Raw genomic sequence first — 19,674 nt, 5'->3', positions numbered from 1 at the left:
GGATGATGGAAATGTTCAGAACCTATACCGACTATGTTAATAAGACCGCATTAACCATCCCTGATCAGTTCATTGATGTCAAAACTGGAGCATCTGTAAAAGTTTCAAAGAAAATACAGGAACAAGTCGACTATCATTCCAATAATAATACGCTGATCCATTTAGTTCTATCAGCTTTGAACAGCTATCTTCATCCAAAAAATATGAACAGTGATATTATACTTTCAGAAATTCATGAAATTAAGAAAATGATGCAATCAGGCTATGTTCCTGTCCAGACTCCTGCATTTAAAGAGGAGAAGCTCCTTCATGAGGCTATTCCAGATGAGGTTGATATAAAAGAAGTGAAGGATGTGCTGGAGGCTTTTGGAGGCTAACTGCTAAGAATGCAAAAAATGTGCACCATGCCAGAATGGTGCATCTTTTTTGCGCTTTTGGCTTTTGCTGCGCTTCTGATTACCCCAATATAAGCATTCTAAAACAAACTGAGAGAAGCAGCTTACAAAAGATATGAGTATTGAGGTATCCACTTTAATAATCAGAAAATAAACACGACTCCTTTCGAAGGCGTGTTTATTATTCTTGCTGATTTATTTTATTTTCTAGTGATAAGATTTTGCTTTCCAATTGTTTTAAAACTTTTTCATACTCTAAATTGTGTGAATTAATAATGTCAGCTTCATTATATGATTTTTTATGAATCCTTGGATTGCTTAAGGCTGTTACTGTGTTTGTTTCTATACTAACTAATTGTTCAAACCTCTTTTTTTCCTTTAATACAATCATCTCATTGCTAGGGTCACCGCAAGCTGTTTTATGGAATAATTGAGATGAATTTTCATTTTTGGGAACTTGAATCAACCTTCCATTTTCCATTTCCAAATTTTCAATTCTACAAAGCATTTCCCAAAACGCTAATTCAAGCTCATAAATTCGTCTTTCTAATTTGTAAAGCAACTCTTTATCTTCTTTAATAAAAAGTTCATCTGTTAAATCTTTATGATGAAGCTCATAAACTGACTTCTGTAAATTATGCAAATATGACCTTTGTTTTTTATTTTCTTCAGACAGTAAAGCTAATTTCTTTCTCAAAGCATCATTTTTATTGATCAATTCATTAATTTGCTTTATGTTATTTTCGCCTTCTGTTGAGTCTTTTCTTTTAAAAGAGGGGCTGAGGATGGTTTGATATTTGGCTAATTCTGATTTTAGGTCAGTGATTTTCTGCTGTATCTGGCTATCCATATTGGGAGTATGGTTGCGGAGCATGTTCATTCTCCTTTCTGATATTTACTAACTTTTCTGCACTTAACCTATTTTTTAGCATTGCCGCCAAGTTTACAGTTAGATATAACATCCGAACTAAAAGGGGAGTTGGGATATTCCTTGATCTCATCTCTAATTAATAGTAATTGAGCAATTATTTCTTTTTGTACTTGCTCCATCAGCACCTTTTCTCCATATAAAGCCCTGTTTAATTCTTGCAGCTGCTCATTTTGCTGTTGAAGGTGAAGGTTTGTATCTTCTTTTATTTTTAATTCTTCTATATATGTTTCATTTTTCATTATTTTATCTTCATATTCACTAATTAAAGTACGGTATTCCAGGATATCAAGAAGAAGCTGGTCATTTTCTTCTTTTTGTCTGGATAGGTTATATTGCAGGTCGTCTATAATAAGCTGATCATCTTCTTCAATTGTCGCTAATTGATTTGAGTAATTGTTCAGATCATCTCTCAAGCTAACAATTAAGTCTTTAAATTCATTATTGTTTGATTGGAGTTGTTCATTCTCATTCTTCAACTTATTAAGTTGAGAATCTTTTTCTGAAAGTTGTTTATGCAGGTAGAGTCTATTTTTTTGGAACTCTTCAATTTCCTGGCGTATAGAGGTGTTATGTTCCTGCAGGGTTAAAATGAGCTTCTCACTTTTCCGGATCTGTTCATCTAGTGTTTCAATCTTAACAAGGTAATCTGCTTCTTTAGAAGAAAGTTCTTTCAGGTTCTTTTTATAGTGGGCGATTGCAGAATTAAGTTCTTCTTTAATATCTAATTCATTCTGATGTTTTTTTTGTATTTGTTCCTTTAAATATTGGTTTTCATTTTTCAAGGTTTCAAATTGACTGTAATGATAATTTTCCTGGTAATCCTTAATCTTATTTTTATATTTTGAGATTTCAGCAGTAAGGTAAATAACCTTTTGCTGAAGAATTCTATTGTCATGTTTCCCATTTTCTTTTATGAAAGGTGCATTCAACATGATGTGCCCTCCTGACCTTACAATTAGAGCATTTGGTATTATCCTATGTGCTGATGATCAGATTGTGCAAAATAAAAAGCCTGTATTACACAGGCTTAAAATGAAAGTGAAATGGTGTTGTTGGAAGCGTATTGTTGTTGCCCTTCATTAAAATATACAAATGCATGGATACCGACCGAAGAATTTTTAGGCTCTCTTATAAGGACCTTTAATCCGTTAAATACCTCAGAACCTCCGGGTGGAATGGTTAAATCCTGAATGGAAGTAATCCAGTATTCTCCTTTGGTTTTCACCCTTTCTCTCCAGTCATCATATACATATTTCCAGCCTTTTTCTCCGTCACTGCCCTTCATGGCGAGACCTGCAACAAGTTTAGGTGGCAGAATCTGACCCTGTAAAGAGACCCCAGGTTCAGCGGGTACTTTTATACAAATGACAGGATTTTTTAATTCGAGATCCCCAGTGTTTTTCATTATGATTGAACCGTTCACCATATACTCTTTTTGTTCATCATCCGGTCTTGGAATGAGCATTGTGTAATTTAGGAAAACTTCAGCATTTGCTTTCTTTAATCGTAGGTCTTGACTGTTGACTGCTGAGATATTTTTATTCTTTTCGGGTTTCATGATTTTTTCAGGAACCTGTGGTGCTGCTTTTTTTTCTTGTGTTTTAGGCAGTGATGCTTGATCTAACAAGGAGCTTATCCAGGACTTTATAAGTGGCATTGGCACTATTGCTGAATTAGTTGCAGTTGGTTTAACGCTGCAGTATCTGATAAACGCACGAGATATGCTTAATATTAGCCGATCATTATCCTTAAATTGAGATCTGATGGCTAATTGCTGTTTCCCATCAGCAGCTAAATTTTTCTTTTCATTTAAAACAAAAGGCATTTTTGCTTTATTGAACTCTATAATTAGAAGATTTTTTAGCCTTTCATCAAGAAGAACATTATGTTCAATGATCAATTGCTGATCAGAATACTGCTGGTCAATGCTATCCAAAAATATTGTGATACTTGGTTCATTCAAAAGATCCAAACCCTCAGCTTTAAGGATATCATTCAATTTTAGAACAGCTTCCTTGCTCGGCTGGTTCTTTGAACGAGATGAAATTGAGATAGGGTGCTGCTTTCTTCCGGTTTCAATTTTAATGATTTCTTTGGTTTGATCAATAACTGCTTCAAATCCCTGCTGCTCACAAAATAATGCTAGGCTAACTGCTGACTGATAGAGAGCTCTGCCTAAAAGTTCACCATCAATAAAAACGGAATAGGTCATGTGTACAGTCTCCTTTTATCAATTGCATTTGTAACACCTATATATATGAAGAAGAGACCGAATTCGTGAGAATCAACAAAAACAGGCTATTTGATTAGAACACAATTCTAAATATATCCATACTATGAAGTGAAAACACAACCTATTAGAAAGGATGATTTGCTTGAAACCTATTAGAGGATCCCAATTGACTCCTAATAACGTTCAAGAAGAATGTATTCGGGTATCCAAGGTATATGACTGGGTTTTTGATGCTATCTCTACAGACACAGGAATAACCTTGCCGGATGATTGCGCAGCTGCAGTCGCTGCAGCGGTTGCTGAAGGAAGAACACCGCTGGATGTAACATGTGAGGTTCCGGATGTAGGAGGATTCTTCCCGCTGACTCCTCCAGATACCGGTGGAAACGCATTGTGCACAGTATCTTCCAGAATCGAAAGACGTGAAATTACTCTTGGTGGCAGATTAGTAGAAGTAGCAATTGTAAAAGTCATCTTCACTATCAGACCACTCATTACCATTTTTGATAGCACAGGCGCTATCATCTGCCAATTCCGTCCGACTATCAGTGAATCCCGCCGTCTAGTTGTCTGTGCTCCAGAACCGTTTACAGCTGATAATGTGTTCTGCCGTTTAATTTCACTAGACTGTGACACTAACTTCATCGAAACTGGAGACCCAGACCTTGGACTTCAAGTAATGCTGGACATCTGTTTCGAAATTCAAGTAGAAGCAGACGTAAAATTAGAAGTCCTAGCTAAATTCTGCTACCCGCGTCCAAATGATATTGAACTTCCTACTAACGGCGTATGTCCGGAATTCGAGTGGCCTGCACAATGTGACTTCTTCCCTCGTGACAACTGTGACTGTCAGGCGTTTGTGGATACTGAGGCTCTTGATGGACCGGTAGATCTTGTATTTAACCCCGCAATTTTTGCTGATGATTTACTTGCTGGTGAATACACTACTGAACTAAACGCTGATATTTGTGACAACTGTACTTTGGCTGGAAGTACAATTGAATGGATTGTAGAGGATACTCTACTAACAACTGGTACTGTAGACCAAAGCTTTGTTTTTAGAGCAGATGAAATTGGCTTACCAGAATGTACTGAGGTTGCTGGCTCGATTACGCTTTTGACTGTGGAAGGCACAGGGACAGTAAGCTTTGCGGATCCAGGCACTATTAATCGAACAGTCCAATTTACTTTAACATTAGTTGAAACTCCAGGAAGTGGAGATGACTTTTACACTATAGTTCTAAGTGATATCACAGGTGTAACAGATTTAATCACCTTCGTTCCAATTGCAGGTTTTGTACCGGATGATGAGTTAGAAACACAAGATTGTATTACTTTCCCTGACATTACTGGTGATTAATTTAAAAGATTATTAGATTTATAGAAGAAGGGGAGACCCTTCTTTTTTCTCTATATGTTGAATCACTATAAATATTTTGGGGGAGGAATTAATGAAAGGGATAATTCTTGCTGCTGGTCAGGGCTCACGACTACAACCTTTTACACATGTAATAAATAAACACTTACTTCCAGTAGGTAGGTATCCAATGATTTACTGGTCAATCATTAAATTAAAGAATTCTGGTATTAGAGATATTTTAATAGTCACTAATAAAGGCGACTTATGTTCTTTTGTAACCCTGCTAGGAACTGGAGAAGGTCTAGGTGTTAATCTAGAATATCAAATCCAACATGCAGAAGGCAGGGGTATAGCAGATGCAATATATTTATCGAGAAAGTTTACTAATAAGGAAAAATTCATTGTGATATTAGGAGATAATATATTTGAAGACACATTAACCCCTTTTATAAGTTGTTTTGAACAACAAGAAGTTGGAGCAAGAGTCATTTTAAAGGAGGTTAATGACCCGAGCCGATATGGGATTGCAGAAATCGATCCTAATAAAAATAATAAGATTCTTTCTATTATTGAAAAGCCAAAAGACCCTCCAACAGAATTATGTGTAACAGGAGTATATATGTATGATCAACTGGTCTTTAATTATATTGAACAAATAAATCCCTCGTCTCGAAATGAGCTTGAAATAACTGATGTAAATAATTTATATATCAAGAACAATCTTCTTGAATACGATATTTTTAACGGCTGGTGGATTGATGCAGGAACCCATGAATCGTTATTTAAGACAAACCAGCTGATATACAGCAAAGAGTTAGAGGAGGGTAAACATTGGGAAAGAAACTGCTGGTAACAGGAGGAGCTGGGTTTATAGGTGCCCATTTTATTGAATATATATTAAGAAATACAAACTATGAAATAACGAATTTAGATGCATTAACCTATGCCGCTAACCCAGCAAATGTGAAAGAGTTTGAAGACTCAGAACGGTATCATTTTATTAAATGTGATATAGGAGATAAAGAAAAACTGAATTTATCTATTTCACATAAATATTATGCAATCATTAACTTTGCAGCCGAGTCACATGTAGACCGCAGTATAGATGATCCGTACCCTTTTATTCATTCAAATATTACTGGTACATTAAACTTGTTAGAAGCGGTTCTGGCTGGAAAGGCAGACAAAATGGTTCAAATCTCTACTGACGAAGTGTATGGTTCACTAAAACCGAATGAAGCCCCGTTCACCGAAAAAACCTCACTAGCACCAAACAATCCTTATGCAGCAAGCAAAGCTGCGGCAGACATGTTGGTAAGGTCATATTTTAAAACACATCAGCTGAATCTTAATATTACCAGATGCAGCAACAATTACGGACCAATGCAGCATAAAGAAAAACTAATCCCAAAGGTAATAACAAAATTCCTAAAGCATGAAAAGATTCCTCTTTATGGTGACGGTCAAAACATTCGGGATTGGCTATATGTTGAAGATCATTGCAGGGCAATACGCATGGTCCTCGAAAGTGGAAAGCCAGGAGAGGTATATAATATTGGAGGGTCAGAGGAAAAAACTAACATAGAAGTAATAGAAATGATCTTAAATAAACTAGGAAAAGAGCAGGCTCAGGTAATAAAGGTCCCTGATAGAAAAGGACATGACAGACGATATTCAATAGATTCAACAAAAATACTTAAGGATTTAGGCTGGAAACCAGAAGTTACTTTTGAAGATGGGTTAATTAGAACATTGGATTGGTATTGCAGCAAAGCTAATGGAAGAAAGTGAAAGAATGAAAATTATTATTACTGGCGGAGAAGGGCAGTTAGGCAGAGAGCTTGTAAGACAATTAAGCGGCCGCTATCAAGTTTATGGCTTAGGAAAATCCCAGCTTGATATTACGAGAAAGGATGAAGTTGATAACATAGTAAGTTTGATCAATCCCAATGTAATCATTCATACAGCAGCTTATACGGCTGTTGATCAATGTGAAACACAAATTATGAAGGCATTTAATATAAATGGGCTGGGTACAGGATATGTTGCTAATGCATCTAGTAAAGTAGGTGCAAGGCTTATTTATATTAGTACAGATTATGTTTTTGACGGAAATAGTAAAGCAGAATACCAAGAAAACGTAATTCCTAATCCCCAATCCATATATGGAATGAGCAAGTGGCTGGGGGAGCAATTAACCATAAATCTATGTAATGGTACAGTTATTCGTACTTCCTGGCTTTATGGCCATGGAGGGAAGAACTTTGTCAATACACTGATAAATCTTGCTTATCGAGATAAAGAAATTCGGGTTGTTAATGATCAAATAGGTTCTCCAACTTATGTTAACGATCTGGCAGAAACTATCATACGTTTACTTGATAAAAAAAATGGAATATACCATGTCACCAACAGTGGATATTGTTCCTGGTATGATTTTGCAAAAGCTATTTTTATCGAAAAAAATTTTGATCATAATAAAATAAAACCTATTTCATCTGAAAATTTCGGAGCAATAGCCCAAAGACCAAAGTTTTCTGTACTTGGCCATAACTCACTAATAAGAGAAGGAATAAACCCTCTAAGGCATTGGAAAGAAGCATTAAAGGATTATATTCGGAAGGAGAATTTTCGTTGATAAATGGTGTTAAAGTAAAAAAAATAATTAAGCATTGTGATGATCGCGGATTTTTTGCAGAGCTTGTACGTGACGATGAACAAGAACTCCTAACTAAATTTGGTCAGGCTTCATGGTCCATGACCTATCCTGGTGTGATTAAGGCTTTTCATTATCACGAGAAGCAAGATGATCTTTGGTTCTTTCCTTCGGGAAATGCTCAGGTGGTTTTATATGATTTACGGGTAAATTCATCAACTAAAGGAGAAACAGACGTTTATTATATGGGAGAAGAAAACCCGATTTTACTTCTGATTCCAAAAGGAGTAGCGCACGGTTATAGAGTATTAGGGGAAAAGCCTGCAGTAATTATTTATTTTACAACAGAATCATATAATGCTGTAATTCCTGATGAGAAACGGATTTCATGGAATTCTCCAAGTATAGGCTTTGATTGGGAATTACAAAATCGATAAATAATCAATGAGAGTTTAGCATGAGTAAAGCAGTCAATGTGAAAACAAAAGCTGCATTATTAGTTTGGGAAAATAAATATATTCCATTTGTCTGCTGCCAAATTTACTGGCAGTGTTTTTTTGTAAGAATAACCTCTATTTATTTTCTCACTTTAATGTAAATAAATATCGTGATAATAAAATTTGTCCAGAAAATATACTTATTAGGTTATATACATACAACCTAATTTATTTTGAACTGAAGAATCTTAATTTCTTTTCTCTATATTCTTTATTACTTTAGCAGGAACGCCGTATGCTAAACTAAAATCAGGTATATCCTCTACAACAATAGACCCTGCCCCTATAATGCAGCCTTTCCCAATTTTTACACTTGGTACTGCCGAAACACCAATTCCTAAGTCAGATTTTTCCCCAACAATAACATGTCCAGCTAAATGACAACCTGGTCCAATATTTACAAAATCCTTAATTATACAATCATGATCAATACTTGCTGAAGTATTTATAATACACCCTCTGCCAATGAATGCAGAAGCGTTAATTATAGCCCCTGCATTTATTAATGTACCTTCATTAACAGAAGCTGTAGGACTTACAATTGAATGATTGTGAAAAATGGGGGGAGTAAGAAGTTTTTGTTTTTTTAACTGATGTATCTTTTTCTCCCGTGTAATTATATCACCAATTGCTACATGCCAAGAATCAATAGAATGTTCGGATAGCTTTATTATATCTTCATGATCAACCATCGTTCTATAAGGATGAAAAAAAGAGTGTTCAGGTAAAACCTTAGAGAAAAATGTTACTTGAAAATCTGGATAAAGTGATTTTATTGCTTCGAGAACTACTTTTCCATGACCGCCAGATCCAATTATTCCCCAGTGCATTTTTTTTCCAGTCCTTTAAGTATCTGTAGAATCTCCTCTTGGCTAATCATACTCACTTTATCAGATCGATAATCAGATAAGCTGATTTTATTGAAAATAGTAGTATTAGGACACTTGGATGAAATTACTAACAAATCTTCAGATTCATAGATTTCTTTTAGTTCAGATTCAGTTGCTAATTCTTCGTATAATTTTTCTCCTTGTCTTCTTCCAATGATTTGGACATCAGGTGCTGTCAATTGCCTTTGTTCTGAAAATTTTTTTAAGCCATCAACTAAGTCTGAAAGTCTCAATGCTTTCATTTTAAGGATATATGTCTCTCCACCTTCCGCATAAACTCCTGCTTTTAATGTAAGTTCAGCGGCGTCTTGTATTGACATAAAAAAACGTGTCATATTAAGGTCTGTAATCGTTAATGGTTTACCTTTTAATAGCTGATCTAATAAAAGCGGTATGACAGATCCTCGAGAACCTAATACGTTACCAAAGCGAACAGAAGAGAACTTTGTGGAAGTATTATTTAATTTCATATTTGCCTGTTTAAAAAGTTTTTCTGCTAAAAGCTTTGTTGCTCCCATTGTGTTAGTCGGATTAACCGCTTTATCTGTACTGATATTAATAACTTTTTTAACATTATTCTTAATTGACGCTTCAATAATATTTAGACTACCTAATAGATTGGTTTTTATCGCTTCATCAGGGTTTTCTTCACAAGTAGGCACTTGTTTTAATGCAGCTGCATGAAATATATAGTCAACATCTCTGGATACATATTCAACTCTTTGATAATCACGAATATCACCAAGTAAATAAAATATATCTTTATTCTCTTTGAATCTCTGTTTCATCAGGTATTGCTTACTATCGTCTTTACTCAAGATAATAATTTTTCCAGGGGAATACTTAACTAATTCTCCTACTATTTGACTACCAATGGAACCGGTGCCTCCTGTTACAAGAATGACCTTATTTTTGTAATGATTAATTAGTTCAAAATTGGTCATTGAAGAATGGTTATTCATACTAAGACCTCCTATAGATAAATGTAGAAACACAGTTCGTCTTTAGTATATTATGTTGGTTTTTGGAAAGGGAGTTAGTGAATTCATACATTTTATTAGAAATATATATAAATTTCTCTTTAATAGGCTCTTGATGCAATCGGAAAACTTTTATTCTCATATAATGTGAAAGACGAATTTTTAAAGGAGATTGATTATGAATATCCCATTATCTAAACCAGACCTAACTAATTTAGAGATGAAATATGTAATTGATGTACTTGTTTCAGAGAAATTAAGTTTAGGGGATAAAGTTAGGGAGTTTGAAGAGAAATTTAAAGAATTATTAGAAGTTCAGTATGCAGTAGGAATGAACAGTGGAACAAGTGCATTACATGTTGCTGTAAAGGCGTTAGGGCTAAAAAAAGGGGATGAAGTCATTACATCCCCGTACAGTTTTGTGGCTTCTAGTAATTGTTTGCTGTATGAAGGGGTAACACCTGTTTTCGTAGATGTACACCCTGATGCGCCTGTTATGGATGAAAATTTAATAGAACGTGCTATTACGGATAGGACGAAAGCTATTTTGGTCGTACACATATTCGGTCACCCATGCAATATGGATAAAATAGAAGCAGTAGCCAAGAAGCATAATTTAAAGATAATTGAAGATGCCTGTGAAGCACTTGGGGCTACTTGGCATGGAAGACAGGCAGGAACATTTGGGGATGTAAGTGTATTTGCTTTCTATCCTAATAAGCAAATAACTACGGGTGAAGGGGGAATGTTAGTAACTAATAATCAGGAGATATACAAAATTGCTGCTAGCCTTCGGAATCAAGGAAGAAACCTAAGCAATGAATGGTTAGTGCATGAAAGGCTGGGATACAATTATAGACTGTCGGATATTCATGCTGCAATAGGGATAGCTCAAATGGAAAGACTTTCGGAAATATTATCAAAAAGGGAAAAGGTTGCAAAACATTACAATAAGCTCATCGATGAACATTGTGTCCCTGTAACTTATTTGAAAAATCATCATAAGGCTACGATTAGTTGGTTTGTTTACCCAGTAATGATTCCTGAAAACATTAGTCGTGATAATGTGATGAAAAAACTTCTAGAACGAGGCATTCATACAAAACCTTATTTTCCCTCCATTCATTTACAATCCTTTTATAAAGAACTTTATCAAACCAAAGTGGGAGATTTCCCTAAGAGCGAACGATTAGCTAATCATTCTTTAGCACTTCCGTTTTTTAATAAATTAAGCCAAGAGGAACAAAGGTATATCATCACTAGTCTTTCAGAAATTATAAATGAGGGATAGACAATGAAAATTCGATTAAATGATATAGTGGTTGATCGTAACGGCAGAACATTTATTATTGCTGAAATTGGAGTAAATCACAATGGATCTATTCAATTAGCAAAGAAACTAGTAGATGAGGCAGTGAGTGCAGGTGCAGATGCCGTAAAGTTTCAAATGTTTCATACTGAGGATCTTACAACCGAACAAGCAGAATTAGCCGATTATCAAAAAAAAACAAAAGAAAAGAATCAGCATGAAATGCTGAAAAAATTGGAGCTATCTCAGGACGAATTTATCGAGTTAAAAAAATACTGTGATAATAATAAAATTTTATTCTTAGCTACCCCATTTGATAATAAAAGTGTTGATTTTTTAGAACAGCTAGGGGTGTATGTATTTAAAGTAGGAAGTGGTGACCTTACAAATTTTCCTCTATTAAAACGAATCGTTAATACAGGTAAACCGATTATTCTTTCTACAGGTATGTCCTTGCTTTCTGAAATTGACCAAACTATCAATTATTTAATGTCATTGAATAAGAATCAACAAATTTGCATCCTTCATTGCACCTCAAGTTATCCAGCGCCACACTCACAAATAAATTTAAAAGTTATTAGTGATTATTTACACAGATATCCTTATTTGATTGGCTATTCTGATCACTCAATAGGAACACACGTTCCAATTGCTGCCGCTGCTTTAGGAGCAAAGGTTATTGAAAAGCATATTACTCTTGACAAGTCATTGCCTGGCCCGGACCACTATGCTTCCGCTGATATTGCGGAATTTAAAGAAATGGTTCGATCAGTAAGGCTTACGGAAATATCACTGGGAACAAATCGAAAGATGTTAACAGAAGATGAAAAAATGCTTAGGCCATTAGTAAGAAGGAGCCTTTATTTGAAGGAAAATGCTCCTGCTGGCACCGTTATTACGGAAAAACATATTGTTGCTCTACGCCCATTATCTGGAGTAGAGGCTAATGAATTTGAAAAAGTGATTGGGAAAGTTTTGAGACTCCCTAAAAAGAAATATGAACCTCTTTTATGGAGTGATTTAGATGACTAAGAAAAATATTATTTGCTTGACAGGGACTAGGGCAGACTACGGAATCTACCGCTCCCTTTTGCTGAATATTGATAAAGACTCTGAATTCGGCCTTTCTATGATAGTAACTGGTATGCATCTGCTTAATGAGTATGGTAACACCATTCAACAAATTAACGAGGATCAATTACACATTAAAGCCTCTCCATCAATATTAGTAAAAGGAGATAATAATATCTCCATGTCTCAGTCGTTAGGATTAGGAATATTGTATTTTTCAGATATATTAAAATTAAATTATCCTGATTATCTGTTTGTTTTAGGGGATAGAGGTGAAATGCTTGCAGCTTCAATTGCAGCCCATTATTTAAACATTCCTATTGTTCATTTTCATGGTGGAGAAATTAGCGGATCTGCGGATGATTCTATTCGGCATGCTATTACAAAATTAGCACACCTTCATTTTGTTTCTTCTGAAAAATCATCTCAAACATTACTTAATATGGGGGAAGAAGCTTGGAGGATACATGTTATAGGAAGTCTAAGAAAAACTGAGATTGAAGAGGTTAAGAATAAGCATCCCGAGGAAAATGCCTTTCTTAGGAGCCATTATAATATCCAATCAAATAAAAACCTACTCTTAATCGCATTTCACCCTGATACTCGGGATTCAGTCTCAGTTGAAAAACAAGTAGAGATTTTATTAAACTCTTTACAATCATTTAGACATGAACAATTAATTTTCATAGGAGCTAACAGTGATGCCGGAGGACAGTTATTTAATCAAAGAATAATAGAATTTTGCGATTCTAATAAGGATGTTACTTCTTTTTATTATTCCATACCTCAACATGATTATTTGTTTTTATTAAGCCAGGCTAACGTATTAATCGGTAACTCCAGTAGCGGGATTATAGAAGCTCCTTTTTTTGGCCTTCCATTTGTCTTAATAGGCAATCGCCAACAAGGAAGAGAAAAGGGAAGTAATGTAGAAAAGGCTCCATATGATCAAAATAAAATTATCCAAACTATAAGCAAAGTTTTGCAAGCAAAAAAGAACGTAACCTCAAATCCATATGATGTATTAAGTTACCCTGAATCGCATGTTAGACAAGTTTTAAAAGAACCAATAGATAAATGGAAGTTAATAAATAAAAACCCCTACAAATAAAAAATGGAGTGGTTAAAATGTATAAAAACAAAAAAATAATAGCTTTGGTACCAGCAAGGGGTGGAAGTAAGTCGATACCATACAAAAATATAAAATTACTTTGTAATAAACCGCTTATCGGTTGGACTCTAGATTTAGTAAAAGAAATACCTGAAATTGATAAGGTGGTTGTATCTACAGATGATTTAAATATTTCTATTGTGGCTCAGTATTTTGGCGCAGAAGTCATTAATAGGCCGGAAGAGTTATCAGGAGACTACTCTCTGCCAATAGACGCAGTAAAGCATTCCATTAAAACTTTAAAAGAAAAGGATGAAGCCTATGATGTAATGATCTACTTGGAACCTACTTCTCCGCTTCGGTCCAAAGAGGATATCTATAAATGTTTAGATCTTTTAATCACAAATAAGCAAGGGTATAAGTCTGTAGCAACTTTTTCAAGAGCTGAATTAAATCCAATGAGAGCCTGGACATTAGATGGGGAAACTCCGAAAACATTTATCGAAGAAGCAAATCCTTTCTTGCCTCGTCAAAAATTACCGACGGCCTATCAACTTAATGGTGCAGTCTATGCCTTTTTTACAAATACAATTAGGGAAGAAAGTGAAATTTTTCTGGATGAAAATACAGGAGGAGTAATAATTCCAAAAGAAAGAGCAGTAGATATAGATGAAGAAATCGACTTTTGGTTAGCTGAGATTCTTATAGAAAGGAGAATGAACAATGGATAATAGTCTTAAGAACTTATTTTCTCTTGAGGGTAAAGTGGCTTTTGTAACAGGAGGAGCAGGTTATCTAGGAACATCAATTTCAGAAACACTTGCCGAGTTAGGGGCAAAAGTGATTATTGGGAGCAGAAACTTTTCAAAATGTGAAGAGAAATGCAAGTTTTTAGAGGGAAAAATGAATATAAAAAACCAGTTTTTTGCTATAGAAGTGGATGTAACTAATTCAGATAGTATAGAAAAAGCCTTTCAAAATATCGAATCGAGCTTTGGACAGTTAGATATTTTAGTTAATAATGCTTGGTCTGGTAATAAAAACTCTTTTGAAAGTATTTCAGAAGAAGATTGGCAATATGACATCGATATGAGTTTAACATCTGTCTTTAAATGTGTAAAAGCAGCATTACCTTTATTAAAAAAATCAAAAGGAGTTATTTTAAACATAACATCTATGTATGGATATATAGCACCAGACTATCGGATATATGATGGTATAAAATTTACTAACCCGCCGAGTTATGGAGCAGCTAAAGCAGGTGTTATACAAATGACAAAATATTTAGCGAGCTTTCTTTCTCCATATCAAATTCGTGTAAATTGCTTAAGTCCAGGTCCATTTCCTCATTCAGATACACAGAAAAATCAGCAATTTATGAATCAGCTAGCAGATAAGAATCCTTTAAACAGAATAGGGAAATCACATGAAATCAAAGGAGCAACGGCCTTACTCTGTACAGAAGCTTCAAGCTATATTACTGGACAAAACATTTGTGTGGATGGAGGGTGGGCTATTTGGTGACAAAACTCGGAATTGTGGGGTTAAGTCCTGGTAATGGTCACCCTTTTTCTTTTTCAGCTATTATTAATGGATATGACGATGAAAATATGAAAAAGTCTGAGTGGGATATCATATACAATTACTTAAAGGTCAGAGATTTGGCGGATTATGGAGTACTTGATGGAAAAGTCACTCACTGCTGGACTCAAAATGAGGTATTAACAAACAGACTATCTAAAGCTTGTAAAATAGAAAACCCCGTAAAAAAATTAGAGGACATGGTCCCAGAAGTTGATGGTGTTATTATTGCAAGGGATGATTACCAATCCCATCTTCCAATAGCGAAACTCTTTCTAGAGAAAGATATTCCTGTATTTATAGATAAACCTTTAACTTTAAATATGGGCGAGCTTTCCTATTTTACACCATATATTAAAGCAGGAAAATTAATGAGTTCTTCAAGTTTTCGATTCTCAAATGAAATTAACTTAGCCAAAAAGAGTATGGACCATAATCAAGTGAATTTTTTTAGAGGAACAATTGTGAATGATTGGGAAAAATATGGCATTCATCTAATTGAAGGGTTTTCTGCTTTAACAAGTTTTAAACCAACAGCAGTAGAGTATCAACCAGGACTTTTTGAATCGTATCTAGTTTATTTAAGGAATACAAATGTTGTTCAGATCAATTGCACTGGTAAAATGAAGCCTATCTTTCTAATGGAAATATTTAATGAAAATTATTATAACAGTTTTGAAGTCAAAGATAATTTTTCAATGTTTAAAAGAATGTTATGGCATTTTGTTCACTCTATAAAAACAAAAATTCCAGCTATTGATGATGAAATTACTATCAATATAATTAAGGTGTTGATTGCTGGAAAGATCTCAAAACTTGAAAGAAGGCAGGTGAAGATTGATGAGCTATGATTATAGCAATATATTTTCTTTAAAAGGGAAAAATGTTCTTATTACAGGAGGGCTGGGGTATTTAGGAAAAGAATGCGTGATAGCATTAGCACAGCAAGGTGCCAATTTAGCAATTATTGATCTCGATTTAAAAAAGACAGAAATTTTTGCAGAAGAGATTTCAAAGAAATTTTGTATTAAAGCTATTGGTGTATCATGTGATGTCTCGAGTGAGACAGACGTAAAAAAAATGATTGAACAGGTTATCTCTTTGTTAGGAGACATCGATATTCTCTTTAATAATGCAGCTTCAAAATCAAAAGACCTTGATGCCTTTTATACTCCATTTGAGGATTATTCAATCGATGAGTGGAGGAACATAATGTCCGTAAATTTAGATGGGATGTTCTTAGTGGCTAAACATGTAAGTAAAGAGATGATAAAAAATAAAAAGGGTGGATCTATTATTCAAACCTCCTCAATATACGGAGTAGTTGGACCTGACCATAGAATTTATAGTGGTTCCTATTTTCTAAATCGAGAAATTAATTCCCCAGCTGTGTACTCCGCTTCAAAAGCAGGAGTAATAGGATTAACAAAATATCTGGCTACTTATTTGGCTGAGTTTAATATTCGAGTAAATACTCTAATCCCTGGCGGCATTCAAACTGGACAAAACGAAAGGTTTATTCAAAATTATTCAAACAGAGTCCCCCTTGGAAGGATGGGTCTAGTCAAGGAAATGGTAGGAGCAGTAATATTCATGGCTTCAGATGCTTCTAGTTATATGACTGGGCAAAATATCATAATAGACGGTGGATTAACAATTTGGTAAAAAGGATGAATGAAATGTATGGTGAGTTAGAGATTAATAATTATCATTTATTAAAATATTCATTATTATTTGATTTTTTTTATTATTTTTCATCAATAGATATTTATGGATTACCAATAGCACAATGTTTAGCAGGGCAATTTTTAACACATATACAGCAATTTGTCGATCGGAACCGTTTAAATCAGCACCTTTTAAGGAAACTAATGAACGAGCAAAAGTTTCAAACTATGGGGGATATCAATGAGAAATTAATATCCTTTGAAAATATTACTCCTGTGACAATTCAAAAAAATAATAGGGCTATATTACTTTCAGACGTATATTACCCATTCGCAAAAGAACAATTAACAGAATATGAAGTCACTTTGTATGGAGTTAGTCATAAGGAGTCTCATAGTATATCACAACCACATAAGGAATACCTTTTTAGAGAGGAGTTAAAAAAGATAAATAATAATGTAGTTAACATACAAAAAACCATTCTAAAAGAAGAAATGGAACACACAATCAAAAAACTACCCAATCATTATTATTTTAAGACAAAGATATTTGAAGAATGGTTATTAAAGAGCAGCATGAACATCATTAACTGGCTATTTATTTTAGATCAATTACTACTAAAAGTGAGACCTTCAGTTATTATTGATCCTGCAGAAGCGAGTGTTTATGCGACTATTCTTGGATTGCTCTCAAAAAAATATCAAATTCCCTTTATAAACATGCCTATTTATACAATTGGAGATCGAAACCTAATTCCTTCACGGGCCGACTACTACTTTGTGTGGGGAAAAAATCAAAAAAACTGGTTGATAAACCGAAAGATTAAAGCTAGTAATATTTTTGAAACTGGAAATATTTATTTCTTTTATGAAAGTAAAAAAATGGGAATTTCAAAAGCTTATTTTATCAAAAAACTTAATATTCCAAGTGATCATTGGATCATTGGTTTTACATCACAGCCATTTCCTGATACCAATGATAAGATCGAAGAATGGATAAATGCTATACCAGATAATTTGCCAGTAACCATATTAGTAAAGAAGCACAGAAATGATCAATATGGATATTCGCGTTTAAATAAGAAAAAGAATGTGAAAATACTTTCTGATGATATTCCATTATATGACTTTTTAACTCATATAAATTATTTAATGACCATTTCATCGACTACTGCATTTGAAGCAGCAATTAAAGGTAAACCTCTTCTTATTCTACAACCCAAAATCCCATATCATTATCAATTAAATCATTCTGAAAGCAATGCTTATTTAGCTAAGAATAATGCGGGTGAAATCATTTACAATGCCCAGGATCTTAGGCAAGCAGTACAAAGAATATCGTTTGATCTGCAGTATACATCTGAATTAACCGAAAAATCAAAAAAATTTCTTGATGATTCTTTATTACCTATTACTAATGTGCCGGTAATAGTAAAAAGTTCGATAGAAGAAATTTTAAAAAAACATAATTAAAACAAACTGAAGTGGAGGAAATAGTTAATGTACGGTGAAATAGAAGTAAATGATTACCATTTATTGAAATATTCTTTATTATATGATTTTTATTGTTGCTTTTCCTCATTAGAAATTTTTGACTTACCGTTAGTCCAATGCTTAGGGGGACAGTTCTTATCGCATATTCAGCAATTTGTTGATCAGAACCGACTAAATCCCAAGTTGATTAGTAAGCTTCGTAAAGAGAAGAAGTTTGTATCTATGGGTGAAATTAACAAAAAGCTATTAACTTTTGATAACATTTCTACAAAAGAATTAAATATAAATAAAAACTCTATACTTCTGGCAGATGATTATTACAATTTTGCTGCAGATCAATTAAGAGAGTATGAAGTGACTATATATGGAACTATTCAAAAAGAATTTCATGCTGATCTTCCAAAGCATATTAAAAGTTATTTATTTAAAGATGAAATTAGGAACATGGACAGGCAGGTAATTAATCAGCAAAAAAAAATTTTAAAAACAAGGGTTGAATATGCCCTAAAAAATGCTCCTAAACACTACTATTTTAGTAAGAAATCATTTAAACAATGGTTTCCAAGAGCCTGTATGAGTATCATTGGCTGGGTGTATGTTTTAGATCAATTAATTCTAAAAACTGCACCAGCTGTTATTATTGATCCTGTAGAAGCAAGCATTTTTGGAACAATTCTTGGACTTCTTTCAAAAAAGTATCGAATTCCATATGTGAATATGCCAATTGTACTAATTGGTGATAGGTCTATGATTCCTTCGAGAGCTGATTACTATTTTGTTTGGGGGAAAAATCAAAAAAACTGGCTGATTAAACGAAATATTAAACCAGACAAAATAATTGAAACTGGAAATTTAAAATTTTTTTATGAAATGAAAAGTCATTCCAGTTCAAAAGAATCTTTCAATGAAAATCTTAATATACCAGCCAATCATCTTATCTTGGGTTTTACTTCTCAACCTTTTCTCTATACCAATGATCAGATTGAAGAATGGATAAGAGCAATACCGACTAATTATCCTATAACTATTTTATTAAAGAAACATAGGACTGATCAATACGAGTATCCTTTATTAGTTAAGAAAGCGAATGTAAAAATTTTACCTCTAGATTATCCATTATACGATTTCTTAGCTCAGATTGACTGTTTAATGACAATTTCTTCAAACACCGGAATAGAAGCTGCGCTTTTTAACAAACCACTTTTGATCCTTCAACCGAATATTCCATATCATTATTCACTAAGTCACAATCAAATCAATGCTCACTTAGCAAAAGCTCAAGCTGGAGAAGTGATAAATAATGAGAGAGACTTCATTCAGATAGTAAGGAAATTATTAACACAAAAAAATTATATAAATCAATTAATAAAACAGGGAAATATTTTTCTCTCAGAGACAATTTCAACTGTAGATCAGTCGCCAGTTCTAGTAAAAAACCAAATAAAAAAAATAATTTTGAAGGGTCTATAGGTTGTAGATTATTACATTACGGAGGATTG

At 33.9% G+C, this 19,674-nt stretch carries 20 protein-coding genes; 15 read left to right on the top strand and 5 right to left on the bottom strand.

Annotated features, from left to right (window positions below; genetic code table 11):
• Positions 1 to 11 precede the first annotated feature (11 nt).
• Positions 12 to 377, top strand: a complete 366-nt coding sequence (locus tag CE058_RS18280; protein WP_286168072.1) for a hypothetical protein — start codon at positions 12 to 14, stop codon at positions 375 to 377.
• A 199-nt stretch (positions 378 to 576) separates the two neighbouring features.
• On the opposite strand, the gene CE058_RS18275 is transcribed toward CE058_RS18280, so the two are convergent.
• From CE058_RS18275 to CE058_RS18265, 3 genes are all read right to left on the bottom strand, one after another.
• A complete protein-coding gene (locus CE058_RS18275) occupies positions 577 to 1,269 on the bottom strand; it encodes a hypothetical protein (protein WP_286168071.1) in 693 nt (230 codons plus the stop codon).
• A 44-nt stretch (positions 1,270 to 1,313) separates the two neighbouring features.
• The gene (locus CE058_RS18270) at positions 1,314 to 2,258 is read right to left on the bottom strand and encodes a coiled-coil domain-containing protein (protein ID WP_163144609.1); all 945 of its coding nucleotides are present in this window, start codon (positions 2,256 to 2,258) and stop codon (positions 1,314 to 1,316) included.
• Positions 2,259 to 2,353: 95 nt separating this feature from the next.
• Positions 2,354 to 3,538, bottom strand: a complete 1,185-nt coding sequence (locus tag CE058_RS18265; protein ID WP_163144607.1) for a hypothetical protein — start codon at positions 3,536 to 3,538, stop codon at positions 2,354 to 2,356.
• 163 nt (positions 3,539 to 3,701) lie between these two features.
• Here CE058_RS18265 and CE058_RS18260 point away from each other — a divergent pair, with 163 nt between their 5' ends.
• The 5 genes from CE058_RS18260 (at position 3,702) to CE058_RS18240 (ending at position 8,012) form a co-directional block, all read left to right on the top strand.
• Positions 3,702 to 4,919 carry a BMQ_0737 family morphogenetic spore coat protein gene (locus CE058_RS18260; protein ID WP_163144605.1) on the top strand — a complete coding sequence of 406 codons (1,218 nt, stop codon included), beginning with the start codon at positions 3,702 to 3,704 and terminating at the stop codon, positions 4,917 to 4,919.
• A 91-nt stretch (positions 4,920 to 5,010) separates the two neighbouring features.
• Positions 5,011 to 5,772 carry a sugar phosphate nucleotidyltransferase gene (locus CE058_RS18255; protein ID WP_163144603.1) on the top strand — a complete coding sequence of 254 codons (762 nt, stop codon included), beginning with the start codon at positions 5,011 to 5,013 and terminating at the stop codon, positions 5,770 to 5,772.
• A complete protein-coding gene (gene rfbB, locus CE058_RS18250) occupies positions 5,751 to 6,710 on the top strand; it encodes a dTDP-glucose 4,6-dehydratase (protein ID WP_163144601.1) in 960 nt (319 codons plus the stop codon). The genes CE058_RS18255 and rfbB overlap by 22 nt, the downstream gene beginning before the upstream one ends.
• Positions 6,697 to 7,557, top strand: a complete 861-nt coding sequence (gene rfbD / locus CE058_RS18245) for a dTDP-4-dehydrorhamnose reductase (protein WP_286168069.1) — start codon at positions 6,697 to 6,699, stop codon at positions 7,555 to 7,557. Before rfbB ends, rfbD begins: the two co-directional genes overlap by 14 nt.
• Positions 7,554 to 8,012 carry a dTDP-4-dehydrorhamnose 3,5-epimerase family protein gene (locus CE058_RS18240; protein ID WP_163144599.1) on the top strand — a complete coding sequence of 153 codons (459 nt, stop codon included), beginning with the start codon at positions 7,554 to 7,556 and terminating at the stop codon, positions 8,010 to 8,012. Before rfbD ends, CE058_RS18240 begins: the two co-directional genes overlap by 4 nt.
• A gap of 248 nt (positions 8,013 to 8,260) precedes the next feature.
• Here the strand turns inward: CE058_RS18240 and CE058_RS18235 are convergent, their stop codons facing one another.
• Positions 8,261 to 8,902: an acetyltransferase gene (locus tag CE058_RS18235; protein ID WP_163144597.1), complete on the bottom strand. Its 642-nt coding sequence runs from the start codon at positions 8,900 to 8,902 to the stop codon at positions 8,261 to 8,263.
• Complete coding sequence (locus tag CE058_RS18230; protein WP_286168068.1) at positions 8,887 to 9,924, bottom strand: SDR family NAD(P)-dependent oxidoreductase; 1,038 nt, start codon at positions 9,922 to 9,924, stop codon at positions 8,887 to 8,889. The genes CE058_RS18235 and CE058_RS18230 overlap by 16 nt, the downstream gene beginning before the upstream one ends.
• A gap of 196 nt (positions 9,925 to 10,120) precedes the next feature.
• Between CE058_RS18230 and CE058_RS18225 the strand changes: the two genes are divergently transcribed.
• The 9 genes from CE058_RS18225 to CE058_RS18185 are packed head-to-tail and all read left to right on the top strand — an operon-like array spanning position 10,121 to position 19,645.
• Complete coding sequence (locus CE058_RS18225; protein WP_163144596.1) at positions 10,121 to 11,233, top strand: DegT/DnrJ/EryC1/StrS family aminotransferase; 1,113 nt, start codon at positions 10,121 to 10,123, stop codon at positions 11,231 to 11,233.
• A gap of 3 nt (positions 11,234 to 11,236) precedes the next feature.
• Positions 11,237 to 12,283, top strand: a complete 1,047-nt coding sequence (gene neuB, locus CE058_RS18220) for an N-acetylneuraminate synthase (protein ID WP_163144594.1) — start codon at positions 11,237 to 11,239, stop codon at positions 12,281 to 12,283.
• Positions 12,276 to 13,433, top strand: a complete 1,158-nt coding sequence (gene neuC / locus CE058_RS18215; protein WP_163144592.1) for a UDP-N-acetylglucosamine 2-epimerase — start codon at positions 12,276 to 12,278, stop codon at positions 13,431 to 13,433. Before neuB ends, neuC begins: the two co-directional genes overlap by 8 nt.
• 17 nt (positions 13,434 to 13,450) lie before the next feature.
• Positions 13,451 to 14,164, top strand: coding sequence for an acylneuraminate cytidylyltransferase family protein (locus tag CE058_RS18210; RefSeq protein ID WP_163144590.1), 714 nt, complete (start codon positions 13,451 to 13,453; stop codon positions 14,162 to 14,164).
• On the top strand, positions 14,157 to 14,957 hold the full coding sequence (locus tag CE058_RS18205) for an SDR family oxidoreductase (protein ID WP_163144588.1): 801 nt from the start codon (positions 14,157 to 14,159) through the stop codon (positions 14,955 to 14,957). Before CE058_RS18210 ends, CE058_RS18205 begins: the two co-directional genes overlap by 8 nt.
• Positions 14,954 to 15,865, top strand: a complete 912-nt coding sequence (locus tag CE058_RS18200) for a Gfo/Idh/MocA family oxidoreductase (protein WP_163144586.1) — start codon at positions 14,954 to 14,956, stop codon at positions 15,863 to 15,865. Before CE058_RS18205 ends, CE058_RS18200 begins: the two co-directional genes overlap by 4 nt.
• Positions 15,855 to 16,679 (top strand): SDR family oxidoreductase, encoded by an 825-nt coding sequence (locus CE058_RS18195; RefSeq protein WP_163144584.1) that lies wholly within the window; start codon positions 15,855 to 15,857, stop codon positions 16,677 to 16,679. Before CE058_RS18200 ends, CE058_RS18195 begins: the two co-directional genes overlap by 11 nt.
• Positions 16,680 to 16,693: 14 nt before the next feature.
• Positions 16,694 to 18,154 (top strand): capsular polysaccharide export protein, LipB/KpsS family, encoded by a 1,461-nt coding sequence (locus CE058_RS18190; RefSeq protein ID WP_163144582.1) that lies wholly within the window; start codon positions 16,694 to 16,696, stop codon positions 18,152 to 18,154.
• A gap of 27 nt (positions 18,155 to 18,181) precedes the next feature.
• Positions 18,182 to 19,645 (top strand): hypothetical protein, encoded by a 1,464-nt coding sequence (locus CE058_RS18185; RefSeq protein ID WP_163144580.1) that lies wholly within the window; start codon positions 18,182 to 18,184, stop codon positions 19,643 to 19,645.
• Positions 19,646 to 19,674 lie beyond the last annotated feature (29 nt).

The sequence above is a fragment of the Bacillus sp. 22-7 genome (assembly GCF_010628845.1).
GTDB lineage: Bacteria > Bacillota > Bacilli > Bacillales > Cytobacillaceae > Cytobacillus > Cytobacillus firmus_B.
This window is presented reverse-complemented; position numbering and strand designations above follow the sequence as displayed.

Coding starts and splice junctions, on each gene's coding strand:
- CE058_RS18280 (WP_286168072.1), top strand. CDS start 12: ATGTTCAGAACCTATACCGACTATGTTAATAAGACCGCATTAACCATC.
- CE058_RS18275 (WP_286168071.1), bottom strand. CDS start 1,269: ATGCTCCGCAACCATACTCCCAATATGGATAGCCAGATACAGCAGAAA.
- CE058_RS18270 (WP_163144609.1), bottom strand. CDS start 2,258: ATGTTGAATGCACCTTTCATAAAAGAAAATGGGAAACATGACAATAGA.
- CE058_RS18265 (WP_163144607.1), bottom strand. CDS start 3,538: ATGACCTATTCCGTTTTTATTGATGGTGAACTTTTAGGCAGAGCTCTC.
- CE058_RS18255 (WP_163144603.1), top strand. CDS start 5,011: ATGAAAGGGATAATTCTTGCTGCTGGTCAGGGCTCACGACTACAACCT.
- rfbD (WP_286168069.1), top strand. CDS start 6,697: ATGGAAGAAAGTGAAAGAATGAAAATTATTATTACTGGCGGAGAAGGG.
- CE058_RS18235 (WP_163144597.1), bottom strand. CDS start 8,902: ATGCACTGGGGAATAATTGGATCTGGCGGTCATGGAAAAGTAGTTCTC.
- CE058_RS18230 (WP_286168068.1), bottom strand. CDS start 9,924: ATGAATAACCATTCTTCAATGACCAATTTTGAACTAATTAATCATTAC.
- CE058_RS18225 (WP_163144596.1), top strand. CDS start 10,121: ATGAATATCCCATTATCTAAACCAGACCTAACTAATTTAGAGATGAAA.
- neuB (WP_163144594.1), top strand. CDS start 11,237: ATGAAAATTCGATTAAATGATATAGTGGTTGATCGTAACGGCAGAACA.
- neuC (WP_163144592.1), top strand. CDS start 12,276: ATGACTAAGAAAAATATTATTTGCTTGACAGGGACTAGGGCAGACTAC.
- CE058_RS18210 (WP_163144590.1), top strand. CDS start 13,451: ATGTATAAAAACAAAAAAATAATAGCTTTGGTACCAGCAAGGGGTGGA.
- CE058_RS18205 (WP_163144588.1), top strand. CDS start 14,157: ATGGATAATAGTCTTAAGAACTTATTTTCTCTTGAGGGTAAAGTGGCT.
- CE058_RS18195 (WP_163144584.1), top strand. CDS start 15,855: ATGAGCTATGATTATAGCAATATATTTTCTTTAAAAGGGAAAAATGTT.
- CE058_RS18190 (WP_163144582.1), top strand. CDS start 16,694: ATGTATGGTGAGTTAGAGATTAATAATTATCATTTATTAAAATATTCA.
- CE058_RS18185 (WP_163144580.1), top strand. CDS start 18,182: ATGTACGGTGAAATAGAAGTAAATGATTACCATTTATTGAAATATTCT.